Annotated in this window: 7 protein-coding genes; 3 read left to right on the top strand and 4 right to left on the bottom strand. The window is 36.3% G+C overall.

All coding sequences use genetic code 11. The features are described from left to right. Positions 1–148 precede the first annotated feature (148 nt). Positions 149–1,831, top strand: a complete 1,683-nt coding sequence (locus tag G7050_RS10450) for a glycoside hydrolase family 5 protein (protein ID WP_166114967.1) — start codon at positions 149–151, stop codon at positions 1,829–1,831. Between the two features lie 89 nt (positions 1,832–1,920). Here G7050_RS10450 and G7050_RS10445 read toward each other — a convergent pair whose 3' ends face one another. Next, entirely contained in the window at positions 1,921–3,972 is a 2,052-nt protein-coding gene (locus G7050_RS10445) for an alpha-amylase family glycosyl hydrolase (protein ID WP_370521962.1), read from the bottom strand. Between G7050_RS10445 and G7050_RS18015 the strand changes: the two genes are divergently transcribed. Next, positions 3,958–4,050 carry an AgrD family cyclic lactone autoinducer peptide gene (locus G7050_RS18015; protein WP_370521960.1) on the top strand — a complete coding sequence of 31 codons (93 nt, stop codon included), beginning with the start codon at positions 3,958–3,960 and terminating at the stop codon, positions 4,048–4,050. The genes G7050_RS10445 and G7050_RS18015 overlap by 15 nt on opposite strands. 769 nt (positions 4,051–4,819) lie before the next feature. Here the strand turns inward: G7050_RS18015 and G7050_RS10440 are convergent. The 3 genes from G7050_RS10440 to G7050_RS10430 form a co-directional block, all read right to left on the bottom strand. Further along, the gene (locus tag G7050_RS10440; protein WP_166114959.1) at positions 4,820–5,899 is read right to left on the bottom strand and encodes a SusF/SusE family outer membrane protein; all 1,080 of its coding nucleotides are present in this window, start codon (positions 5,897–5,899) and stop codon (positions 4,820–4,822) included. Between the two features lie 117 nt (positions 5,900–6,016). Further along, positions 6,017–7,573, bottom strand: coding sequence for a RagB/SusD family nutrient uptake outer membrane protein (locus G7050_RS10435; protein WP_166114956.1), 1,557 nt, complete (start codon positions 7,571–7,573; stop codon positions 6,017–6,019). A gap of 13 nt (positions 7,574–7,586) precedes the next feature. Beyond that, a complete protein-coding gene (locus tag G7050_RS10430; protein ID WP_166114953.1) occupies positions 7,587–10,628 on the bottom strand; it encodes a TonB-dependent receptor in 3,042 nt (1,013 codons plus the stop codon). Positions 10,629–11,086: 458 nt separating this feature from the next. On the opposite strand from G7050_RS10430, the gene G7050_RS10425 reads away from it, so the two are divergent. Further along, positions 11,087–13,375, top strand: coding sequence for a GH92 family glycosyl hydrolase (locus tag G7050_RS10425; protein ID WP_166114950.1), 2,289 nt, complete (start codon positions 11,087–11,089; stop codon positions 13,373–13,375). The last annotated feature ends 25 nt before the right edge of the window (positions 13,376–13,400 follow it).

The following is a 13,400-nucleotide window of genomic DNA, read 5'->3' as shown; positions in this document are numbered from 1 at the left end:
AAGACAAGAGAGTAAATGATTTTGTGTATAACTCCCTACAAAAAAGTCGATTTATTCTGAATTCTGATCAGAGCCTTTTTAGCGAGGTAATTGTTACTAATTTTGATGCGATTTTTAATTTCTCAGAAAGAAACAGACACATTAAATTATGAAAAACTTATGCAAACTACTACCCTATTTGATATTCATTTCATTGTCACTGACTAATATATCATGCAATGACGACCCTATAATAAACGAAGAGGAGGCTCCGGCAAAAACAATTGATATTGATGAAATTAAATTTACCAAAGGAGTAAATTTCTCCGGTTGGTTTTTAGCTGATTCCATAGATGGAATATTGAAAACATTATACAAAAAGCCCGATTTCGAACAGGCAAAAAGCTTAGGTGTAGATATTATAAGACTACCTATTCGATTTTATAAAATGACGGGAGATGCCCCCGAATATAAAATCAAAAATGATTTTTGGGAAAAGCTTGATTATGCACTGAATTTAGCTGAAGAAGTAGGAGTCAATATTATCATTGATAATCATTCTTATTTTGGCTATAATACGTTTCCAAAAGCATATGGAGAGGCTCAAATGACAAAGGTATGGGAGCAAGTTGCCAAACATTGTAAAGATCGACGGTTGAATGTTTATTATGAACTGATGAATGAACCCGATGGACAATATCTAAAAGAAAACTGGCCAGAGATGCAAGGTCGGATGATTAAGGCAATACGTGCCATCGATTCAAAACATTATATTATAGTATCGGCAACCAGCACGCCGGCATTGAAAGACCTCCCCGATTATAACGATGATAAGCTCATTTATACATTTCATATGTATGATCCATTTTTATTTACCCACCAAGGTGCTGCCAAGACGTCTATTTTGAATGCAAGAAATATTCCGTTTCCATACGATAGTAAAAGTATGCCCGAATGTCCCGAATCGATAACCGACCCAAGCTTATACACCAACTACAGTAAAACAAGTACAGAAGAATATATAAAGAATAATCTGAACAATTGGTTAGCTTTTGCCAAGGACAAGAATATAAAACTGTTTTGTGGCGAGTTTGGTGTCTTAATGACTTACGCAAACAACGACCAGAGATGCTCCTGGTATAAAATGGTTCGGGAATATCTCGAAGAAAATAACATTGCTTGGACAATGTGGGACTATCACAACTCCTTTGGCTTATTTACAAAAGGTAGTGATGAAAGGTTTGAAACCGACCTTAACTTCGGCTTAATTAAAGCTTTGGGTTTTACAGCTCCTCGTTCTTATAGCGAAGATTTCATTCCTGACATTCCTTTTTACTCGGATGATTTCTATTGGGGAATGCACGGTGTTAGTTCTGAGAATAAAACAAATATAAACTTCCATGACACCACTTATCCATACAAAGGGAAAAATTCTATCGGATGGACAATTGAAAAGAAATGGTCATCAATGGCGGTTGAAATATGGCCGGTGATTGATTTATCTAAGCATCTTAATGCAGGTTATCATCTTCAATTTGATATGAAAACCAATGTAGGTATTGACAACTTGCATATCCGACTTATTCAATATCAAACCAATTCCATACCTTGGCGAACTACATATATTTTGACTAAAAAAGATAATATCCGAACAGATAATGAATGGTTTGAAATAACAATACCACTCTCCTCATTCAAGGAAATAGGAACCATGGATGGTAATACCTGGCATACTCCAGCGGGGTTGTTTAATTGGACACAAATAAACAAACTCGAATTTTCTACCGAAGGCAATGAATATGCTAGTGGAGCAAAAATCGCAATAGAAAATATTGTCATTACCGGTATTTAGAGGAAAGATTTTGCTTAAAGATTGTTCTTAAGATAAAATAACCCCGAGCTATATTGTTCGGGGTTATTTATTTTAGAAATTAATCATCCTTATTTTTTTATAAACTTTTGAGAAACGGCTTTCCCGTCTAATTTCAGTTTTACGATATAGATACCTTTCGATAACGATGTTGTTTCGATAGACTGGGTATTTGATTTGTTCAAAAGAGCAACTCCCGATAAATCATAAATAGTTATCGATTTTGCTATGCCATCGGTATACTCAATACGATCGTCAAGAATTGTTACAGTTTGATTATCTGCATACATATCTTCGATAGAGGCAACACTCCCTTTATCTACGTAAAATTTATATTCTCCCGGAGCTAATGTCACCGAATAACTTGTTGAAGGGATAGTTACAGCGGCACCTGTCAAAGCATCATACCATTCGCCACTGCGAGGTAAGGTTACGGAAGCAGTCGCACTTACCACATCAAAATTACCCACAACAAAAGCATTGATATCCGTGCCTTTCCAAACGATATATTTTTGTTTTCCTTCTAATGAATAGTTTATATCTGTTGACTCGAATACTTTATTTTCGGTTTTCAGATTGATCAGTTTCGAATAAACAGAGTAAAGGTCTTTACGCTCTTTATTGTCATAATAGTCCCACCTGATTGGTTTTTCGGCAACACGGCAATCGTTCGAAATAGTAGTACCATCGCTACAGGTGTTTATCGAGTAGTCGTAGCCTAATTCTCCAAATTGCCATATCATTTTAGGTCCGGGTAAAGTCAGATAGAATGCTGCAGCAAGTTCGGCTCGCTTCAATGCTGTTGCCTCATTTTTAATATTGTATGTTCCCGAAGCATTTCCATATGCTTTGGCTTTAAATACAGCTCGTTCTTCGTCATGGCTCTCCATGTAAGCTACCAGATTTGGTTTTGTCCAGCCTCGTTTTGAATATATAGCCCACGATAAATCCGATTTATTACTCTCGGTATATCCCATTACTGCTTCACAATAGTTATTATTGATATTTCCCCAAAGCATAATATCGGAATCAGAAAGCACTTTTTCTTCTGAATTATCAGCCAGATGTTCCATTATGACGATCGCCTTTGGGTTGCGTTTATAAATTTCGCTACTCATTCGTTTCAGAATATCAATGCGTGATTGATCATATGCCCAACCATCTCCTGCTTTATTGGTAAAACCTTTTGTAAAGTCGAAGCGGAAACCGTCTACCTGATATTCTTTCATCCAATAGCTATTGATGCTATCAACTAAGGCTTTGGTTTGATCCGATTCGTGGTTAAAGTCATATCCCCAACTGTAAGAACTGTTTGGAGACTCTACATTATACCACGGATTATCTGCTGAAGGACGATTGTTAGCATTATCCCAGTACATTTTCACGAACGGAGATTGTCCGTAAGAATGATTCAGTACCATATCGATTATAACGGCTATTCCTCTATTGTGACATTCGTCAACAAAAGCTTTGAAAGCATCTTTGGTTCCATAGTATTTATCTACTGCAAAATAGAATGAAGGGTTATACCCCCAACTGCTATTTCCTTCAAATTCATTAACCGGTAACAGTTCTATTGCATTTATACCCAAAGATTGAAGGTAGTCCAGTTTTTGCATAGTAGACTCGAAACTATGCTCTGTAGTGAAATCACGAATCAATAGTTCATAGATAACTAACTTTTCCTTTTCGGCAGGGGTAAAATTCTTTGTTTTCCAAGCATATGGTGTTTGCCCTGTTTGAAGAACTGAAACGATACCCTCGGTCTTACCTTTTGGATAAGGTTTCAAGTTAGGATATACTGCGGCAGGAATATAAGAATCATTCCAAGGATCGAGTACTTTATCGGTATAAGGATCTGCCACTTTCAACGTTCCGTCTATTAAATATTGAAAACCGTATTCTTTTCCTTTTTCTAAGTTTGAAACAGTTAACCACCAAAAGTCGCCTGCTTTATTGAACATGTAGGTATTATTGATTTTCCAGTCATTAAAGTCTCCAACCAGATATACGTTACTCTTTTTAGGTGCATATAGCACAACAGTAACTGTATTATCGTTTATATAATTAACCCCTGCTCTTACATTCGAAGGTAAAGGCAGGCTTACTTGGTCTTTCTTCACATTTACATAAATACTGTCTCTAACTGTAGACGGGCTTGTTCCTGCTTCTGCTATCAGCCAAAAAGCCCCTTCGGTTGAAAATTTATAAGTATATGATAAAGATGTCGAATTATCTACTTTTGTTAATTGAGTATCGTTCAAATAAAGTTTTAATGTAGTTATTTCCGAACTTGTAGTTTTTATAGCTAAAGAAGTATTCTTATCCAGCAATTGTTCTGTTTGAGGTGTCTCAAAAGTTACCAATAGACCTTTTTCGTGTACATCTACTAATATGTCTTTGCCATTATCCTTTCCTTCTTTTGATCCGTCGGCATTACGGAATACAAAGGCTAGCTTCACTATTTTTTCACCTGCAGGAACACCATAATATAGGCGAGCACCTGAGGGCATTACTAATTTCCACTTATTCCCTCCGATAGAGGTTAATTTGTATTTTTCACTGTTATCTAACCAATTGGGTGCATATTTCCAATCGGAACTGGAGGCACTCTTATCGGTAATAACTCCTGTATGTGCATATACATCACCTGTATAATTATTAAGTGCAGTCGATGATGCATCGAATATGACTTCTGCTGCAACATCGTCTGTAAGAAAAGTAGGGTTTGTTGTTATAATCTGTGCCTGTATCCACAGTGGAACAAATAGCAGCAGGATAAAATAAATAATTTTCTTCATGGTATTCGTTATTAAATGAGTTTGTGAGGCATCTTTAACAAAAGAAGGAGCAAATTAACTCACTCCTTCTTTTATTTTGACAATATTACTACATCAATCAATATATTTAATTTATCCCCTTAAGCAGGATATGTTATCTCAACTACATAATTGATTATAGTAAGTATCATTATTTGATAGTTCCGTTACCTGCTTTGAAATCAAGAGTTACTGTTTTACCGGCTTCTACTTTTACGCGATCTTGGTCACCACCTCTTCCACGATAAGAAATTTTACCATCTAGAATGATGAATTCTCTTGTCCACCAATCAGATCCTTTAACTCCTTCAGGCAATCCAGCATACATTCTTAGTTCTCCTGCACCGGTAGTTAATATAGATGTAGTTTTTCCATCATTGGTAAATAGGAATTTATCTGCATCCCAACCACCGAAACAATCTCCCATGCCATATACTTTTGCCGGTGCAATGGTTATCTTTCCTGCTGTATAATCAACATAAACCATATATAACCCGTCAGCCGGTACAAAGGCATTTCCATCGGCAACTGTATAACCAGACTTACTTGCTAATTCGGCAAAATCATCACCCCAAGCTTTTTTCGGAGCCCATTTAAATCCATTCTTAGCAGTAAAATAGTTTATGCACCAGAATGCTCCATCAACACCATTTACAGGAACCATTGAAACAATACCGGGTGATGCCCAGTCCCAGTTTCCAAAATCTGCACCAATCATATATAATGAAGATGTATCAACTGCTTTGTATGGTATAACTCTTGCCTGAAAGACATTAGATGCCGATGATGGAACCAGAATATTACCAATATGAGTTATTACACGGATTTCCAGACTAGATACACTTCCTACAGGAAAGCCTAAGCTATTAACTAGAATTTTATTTACCTCTTCAACATTCAGAGAAGCCGTATAATTAGTAAACTCAGCGTCCTCATTTACTGCAGCGACTTGCTGTAATGTTTGCGCATTGGCAAAATTATTTCCTACCGTATCAACTTGTATCCAGTATGTTACAGCACCTACCATCAGATCGTTTTGTCTATAAGCTTTCCAATCTAATGTCAACATGGTTTCTGCTGCATTTGCCTGTTTTAATTCATAAAGGGTATTATTATCCGGATGAGTTAACTCCGAAGCCTTATATTGAGGAAGAACAGGATCTGTATCGTCGTTACATGAGACAAAAGCAAATATAACGGCCATTAAGAATAATATATTTTTTATTTTCATAATGCTTTTTCTTTATTAAGGTCTCAGACCTTTTTGTTACTTTGGCAAGTATAAGTACAGTAGATAATCATATTTACTTGTTGAAGTACTGTACTTATACCTTACTATTAATTAATCTTACTTGTATAATGGATTTTGTACCAAAGCAGGGTTACCTGTAAGATGTTTTGTACTGATCGGGAAAAGATTATATTTATCGTCTATATCAGTTCCAAGTTGCGATCCACCTTTCCATGCCCAATTGTAACCTTTGGTAAACTTACCAAAACGAATCAAGTCAGTTCTTCTTTGACCTTCCCAATATAATTCACGACCTCTTTCGTCAAGTATATCTTGTAGAGTAACAGATGTTGCTGCACTTAAACCTGTTCTTGGATGAGCATGTACTTTGTTATATGTATTCACTGCATTGGCATCACCCAATCGAAGTTCAGCCTCTGCTTGTATAAGTATTACATCTGCTAAACGGAATAGAGGGAAATCGGTATCAGCCCATTGTCCGGCACCATTCACATTTGCAGCACCATCCCATCCTTTATTTGTAAATTTCATTACTGACCAACCTTTGTTAAAGTTACCAAGCTCGGTCATATTCTGATCACGGTCTGTTTTAAAGAATAATGCTCGTTTATCATTGTTAGCGAATAGGCTCGACAATTGTTGAGTCGCTCTGTTTCCACTCCATGATGCAGTGAAATCTAATAAGCTAAGCATATCGCCACTTGTCGAAGATGCAATTACAAAGACGATTCCGCCCCAATCTGTAGCCAGTTTATTGTCATAAGGAAGTGTAAATATGATCTCTTTTGATCGGTTATTGTCTGCACAGAAAAGATTTTGATAATTGCCTTCAAGTTGTAATCCTGAATAAGAGGTTACTTTCTTAGCATATGTCAAAGCATCGTTCCAGCGAGCTTTTCCTGTATAAACTTCTGCATTAATATACATTTTAGCTAAAACAGTTTCTACAACCTGATTAGTTATCAATCCATAAGTTGAAGCAGAATGATCTAGTAATAAACCGCTTTTTTCAACATCCAATAATTCGCTTTCCACCCAATTGAACATGCCTTCGCGTCCCAATTGTTGAGGTATGTATGTCACCGGCTGTTCTTCGGTAACCCAACCCGGATTTCCGTAAACATCAAGAAGGAAGTAATAGTTCATTGCTCTTAGGACACGAACTTCAGCTCTTGAACGATCCAGATTAGGAACTTCGACCTGTGGAACTTGAGTATTCTTCAAAAATTCATTTGCAAATACAATATTCAACATACAGCGTTGATAAAGCATATATCCGATATAATTATCCGGAGTAAGCAATGTTTGAGAATAATTTTTCTCATCTAGATCACTCCAAGCACATTTTGCTTCGTCAGAGGTAAGTTCCTGTATATTGAAATATGTTCTTAGAAACGTGGTTTTTCCCTGGTCTGCAGAAGAAGGAATATCTCCGTCTTTATCGGGTCCTGTTATTCCCAATTTACTAAAACCTGAATATACTTTTGCTATCAACAGCGGATAATTATCAGCATCAGCATAAGGATCTAATTCGATATTAGGACCTTTAGGTACTGTATTCAAATCGTCAGTACACGAAGCAAATGGTATTGCCAAAGCGAATGACAACATTATATATAGTAATTTCTTACTTTTTATTATTCTATCTTTCATAAGTCTTCAATTATTAAAAGTTCAAATTCAAACCTAACATAAATATCAATGGTCTTGGATAAAAGTTATAATCGATTCCGTCATATACTTCAGGGTCCAAGCCTCTGTACTTAGTTATTACAATCGGGTTCTGAACTATTCCATAAACACGAGCCGATGTTTTACCTTTAAACAGGTCACTAAATGTATAACCTAGAGTAATATTATCTATTTTAAGGAATGATGCATTTTGTATATAGTGATCCGACAAAGCCTGTTTCGACATAAAATTAGTTTCTAATGCTGATGTTGGTCTATTTGTAAGGAAGATATTATTAGCATAGATAGACGCTAAACTAATATCTGCATTATTTGCCTCTGTAGCATTATAAACATAATTACCTAAAGAAACACGTCCGTTAAACCCTAAATCCCAATTTTTATATGTCCATTTCGAATTGAATCCCATAAGCACATCTGCTGCCGGTTTCTTATGGTAATATAAATCATCTTCATTTATTACACCATCTCCATTTCTATCGACATATACACCTTCGAGTGGTTTTCCGTTATTATCATACACTTGCTCGTATACATAATATGTTTTAGGAGCATACCCGGTCATATATACCTGAGCATTTTGACCTCCATCACCACCTGTAGATCCTGTTCCAATACCTGTAAACCCTGGATCTTGAGTAGCTGTCAACTTCGTGATTTCACTTTTATTATAAGCAATATTGAATCCTAATTGCCACTCAAATTCCTTTGAAACAATTGGACGGGCATTAATAGCAAACTCAATACCTTTGTTGTCCATTTCTCCAATATTTTGAGGTAATCTTTCAGCCGGACTTGTTCCTGCAATAACAGGGGCTTCTCTGTTTAGTAGGTCTGTTGTCTTACGGAAATATACATCTACAGCACCATTGATACGGTTATTTAAGAATCCATAATCGACACCAAAGTTCCATGTAGTGGTAGTTTCCCATTTCAAATCAGGATTATACCCATTTGGTCTCATTAGTTTCACCCAATTAGTCGATCCATCAGGGTTTAATCCCATTGGATAATAAGCTTGTCCTTGTCCAATTTGATAAGAAGGAGTAGATGGATAATAATAATCATCACCTAAATCCTGTTGACCTGTTTTACCCCATCCCACACGTAGTTTGAGATCACTTAATACCGATACATCTCTTAAGAATGATTCTTCTTTCATTTTCCAAGCTAAAGCAACTGAAGGAAATACACTCCAGCGGTTATCTGGGCTAAAGCGTGATGATCCGTCTCGACGAACTGTAGCTGTCAACAAATATTTATCATTAAATGTATAGTTGAAACGTCCAAAGAAAGAGATTAAATAATATTCTTTAAAATTATAGTAGTTTATACCGGGATTCATCTCAGCTAAACTTGAGTTATCTTCTTTTGAAACATACCATAAGCCTTGGTCGCTCGTTTTCTTATTATGTTGCCATGAGTAACCACCCATTACATCGAACTTACTCTTCAAAGATGTTACATCTTTAATGTATTGGCCGTAGAACTCCATTAACTGATTATTTCTGAAATTAGTGAAGTTTTTTCTTTGACCACTTTGCTGATCGTTTTCGCTATAAGCTGTAGGATTGAATGGGTCTTTAAAATCTGTACCGCCTGTTGTAGCAATATCCATACCCAAATTTAAGTTTAATCTTAAATCAGGGAAGAAGTGTAGTTTATAATCAGCCTGAACGTTTCCTACAAAATTTCGAACATTTGCTCTGTTATTTTGCATTTCAAGTATAGCCACAGGGTTTTTACCTGCGATAGAAGCAAGTTTGCCTTCATCGTTTGTCCAAGTAAAATAACCACCCCATGGACTGCCATTCATTACAGGTTGTGTAGGGTCGAAACTTATAGCCGAACCGATAGCTCCGGTATCAGCAAAACGGGTATGAGAATACATACCTTTACCGTTAATATTTAATTTTAAATGATCGTCAAATAAAGTTGGAGTTAAAGAAACACTGGCCGTTACACGTTCCATACCTGAAGTACGAAGAATTCCTTCTTCATTTGTATAACCTACTGAGGTGCGGAATGGAACAGCTTTTCCTATTGATCCATATACACTTACATTTTGATCGGTATTAAAAACAGTTTGAAATATCTCATCTTGCCAATTAGTATTTGCTTCACCAAGTTTAGACATTACTACGCTATGTCTGTCATCACCGGTAAAACGGGTATCAACAAAATTACGATATTGATCGGCACTCAAAACATCAACGCTGTTTCTTCTTGTGCTTAATGAGAAGTTTCCGTCATACGTAACTTTTAACTTACCTCCGGTACCTTTCTTGGTTGTTATCAAAATAACTCCATTAGAAGCTCTCGAACCATAAATAGCTGTGGCTGATGCATCCTTTAATACTGTAAAGGTTTCAATATCATTCGGATTTAACAAGCTTAAAGGATTCGAAGATCCTGCAAGGTCGTTACTCATAAAAACACCATCGATAATAATCAATGGATCGTTAGTAGCAGTTAAAGAAGAACCTCCACGAATACGGATAGTAGCTCCATCTCCCGGACGGCCTCCACTGGTTGTAACTCCTACCCCGGCAATTTTACCAGCCAACAGGTCTTGAGCTGTCGTAGCAAATCCGTGCTCTTTTTCATCGATTTTAACAGCAACAACCGATCCTGTAGCATCGTTCTTTTTTACGCTACCATAACCGATTACCACTACTTCACCGAGTAATTCGGTATCGTCCTGCATGACGATGTTGATTCTTTTTTGATTACCGACTGTAACATCTTGTGGTTTATATCCAATATAGGAAATAACAAGTGTACTGCCTGCCGAAGCATTAATTTGAAAGTTACCATCAAAATCTGTTACTGTACCAGTTGTTGTTCCTTTTACAACAACACTAGCTCCAATAATAGCTTCGCCCTGTGAGTCTTTTACATTTCCGCTGATAGTTCCCACGGAACCACTTTGGGCATACGATGTTGCTAGAGACAATATTCCCATCAAGCAAAAGAGGAATATTGACATACAACTTTTTCTTACCTTTTCTTTCATGTGCAAATTATTAAGATTAACATTAATATGTTATTAATTTCATGGATAAAACTTGTTTCACTTTTTTAACAAGCCTAAATCATACTACAAATATGACATGTCGAGTTTGTATTTTATCATTAGATAACAATAAAACAAGCTTTTTGTTATGCAAACGTTTGCACAAACAACTAACCAAAATCGATAACCATCTAATTTTGAGAAGATAAAGTGTATAATTTTATTTTACTTTTTTTTAATAATTTGGCAAAATTATAAATATTGTACATTTATTAAATAGTCGCAAATCCGACAGGATTTAACAGATATAAAGACTCTTCCTTTTATTTTTCGCAGAATTATGGCTAGATTTGTTATCAAAATAACTCTACTTTTAGCGGATAGATCGTACTGCTATAAGGATATTTTTAATGCAGCGAATAATTGATACAAAGCAAAATCAATCTAAATAATAAATCATGAAGAGAATAAGCATTTACTTGTTTCTTACATTTCTTTGTGTCTTTGGGATAAAAGCCAATGACTCGAAAAGCCCTGTTGATTATGTCAACCCTTTGGTGGGAACACAATCAAAACATTCACTATCCAACGGTAATACCTATCCGGCAATAGCTATGCCTTGGGGTATGAATTTCTGGATGCCTCAAACAGGAAAAATGGGTGATGGCTGGTCATACAGCTATGATGCAGACAAAATAAGGGGATTTAAACAAACCCATCAGCCAAGTCCTTGGATCAACGATTACGGGCAGTTTTCAATAATGCCGACTACGGGCAAACCAATATTTAATGAAAACGAAAGAGCAAGCTGGTTCTCTCACAAAGCTGAGGTTGCCAACCCTTACTATTACAGGGTTTATCTTGCCGACTATGATGTGGTTACAGAATTTGCACCTAGCGAAAGGGCTGTAATGTTCCGATTCACATTTCCTGAAAGCAACAATTCATTTGTAACAATAGATGCCTTCGATAAAGGGTCTTACGTAAAAGTAATTCCGGAAGAAAATAAAATCATAGGATACACAACCAAAAACAGTGGTGGGGTTCCCGATAATTTCAAAAATTATTTCGTTATAATATTCGACAAGCCATTTACGTATGTATCAGCAGTAGCCGATAACAAAATTCTAGAAAAACAGACTGAAGCTAAAGCCGACCATTCGGGAGCAATTATCGGATTCTCGACTAAAAAAGGCGAGAAAGTACACGCAAGAATTGCATCATCATTTATTAGCCCAGAACAAGCAGAACTGAATCTTAAAGAACTTGGAAATAATGATTTTGAGACTGTAAAAGCAAACGGAAAAAAGACATGGAATGAGGTATTGGGTAAAATAGATGTGGAAGACAACAACATAGATAATCTACGTACTTTTTATTCTTGTTTATACCGTTCTCTTCTTTTCCCTCGTAAATTTCATGAAGTAGATGCTAATGGAAAAATCATACATTATAGTCCTTATAACGGACAAATTCTTCCGGGGTATATGTTTACCGATACAGGATTTTGGGATACATTCCGTAGTTTATTTCCTTTTTTAAATTTAATGTATCCTTCTATCAACACACAAATGCAAGAAGGATTAGTTAATACTTATAAAGAAAGCGGTTTCCTTCCCGAATGGGCAAGTCCCGGGCACAGAGATTGTATGGTCGGAAATAACTCGGCTTCTGTAGTAGCTGATGCTTATCTGAAAGGCTTAAGAGGTTACGATATCGAAACGTTGTATAAGGCTCTTTTGCATGGTGCCGAAAATGTGCATCCGAAAGTAGGTTCGACCGGAAGATTAGGTCATGAATTTTATAATAAACTTGGATATGTCCCTTACAATGTGGGGATCAACGAAAGTGCTGCACGTACTCTCGAATATGCTTATAACGACTGGACTATTTACAAACTGGGAAAAGAACTGAATCGTCCCGAAAAAGAAATTCAGGTTTTTGCCAAAAGAGCAATGAATTACAAGAATCTTTTCGACCATGAAACTAAACTGATGAGAGGCCGAAATGAAGACGGAACTTTTCAATCGCCCTTTAATCCATTGAAATGGGGAGATGCTTTTACCGAAGGAAATAGCTGGCATTACACTTGGTCAGTATTTCATGATCCTCAGGGGCTAATCAATTTAATGGGAGGAAAAAAGGAATTCAATACAATGATGGATTCGGTATTTATTATGCCTCCTCTTTTTGATGACAGTTATTATGGTACAGTAATTCACGAAATACGTGAAATGCAAATAATGAATATGGGACAATATGCTCATGGCAATCAACCTATACAGCACATGGTATACCTTTATAATTATTCGGGGGAACCATGGAAAGCTCAGTATTGGACGCGTGAAATTATGGATAAGCTTTACTCTGCAACACCCGACGGGTATTGTGGAGATGAAGACAATGGTCAAACGTCCGCATGGTACGTATTCTCTGCTTTAGGATTCTATACCGTATGTCCGGGAACAGATGAATATGTTTTAGGTTCTCCTTTATTTAAAAAGGTGACATTACATCTGGAAAACGGAAAACAGGTTATCATAAATGCACCCAATAACAACAAAGACAATATATATATTTCAAGTATGACTGTAAACGGGCAGCCTTATAGTAAAAACTATTTGACACACGAACAGTTATTAAACGGGGCTGTAATAGATTATAAAATGTCTTCGACACCTAATAAAGAAAGAGGAACTGAGGTCAATGACTTCCCCTACTCTTTTTCTAAAGATGAAAAATTCTAAATTATAAGAGTATAAATAAAAAACT

This window comes from Dysgonomonas sp. HDW5A (assembly GCF_011299555.1).
In the GTDB taxonomy this organism is placed as follows: Bacteria; Bacteroidota; Bacteroidia; order Bacteroidales; family Dysgonomonadaceae; genus Dysgonomonas_A.
This window is presented reverse-complemented; position numbering and strand designations above follow the sequence as displayed.

What these genes read in the sequence shown, in the direction of transcription:
- G7050_RS10450 (WP_166114967.1), top strand. Translation starts at nt 149, where the DNA reads ATGAAAAACTTATGCAAACTACTACCCTATTTGATATTCATTTCATTG.
- G7050_RS10440 (WP_166114959.1), bottom strand. Translation starts at nt 5,899, where the DNA reads ATGAAAATAAAAAATATATTATTCTTAATGGCCGTTATATTTGCTTTT.
- G7050_RS10435 (WP_166114956.1), bottom strand. Translation starts at nt 7,573, where the DNA reads ATGAAAGATAGAATAATAAAAAGTAAGAAATTACTATATATAATGTTG.
- G7050_RS10430 (WP_166114953.1), bottom strand. Translation starts at nt 10,628, where the DNA reads ATGAAAGAAAAGGTAAGAAAAAGTTGTATGTCAATATTCCTCTTTTGC.
- G7050_RS10425 (WP_166114950.1), top strand. Translation starts at nt 11,087, where the DNA reads ATGAAGAGAATAAGCATTTACTTGTTTCTTACATTTCTTTGTGTCTTT.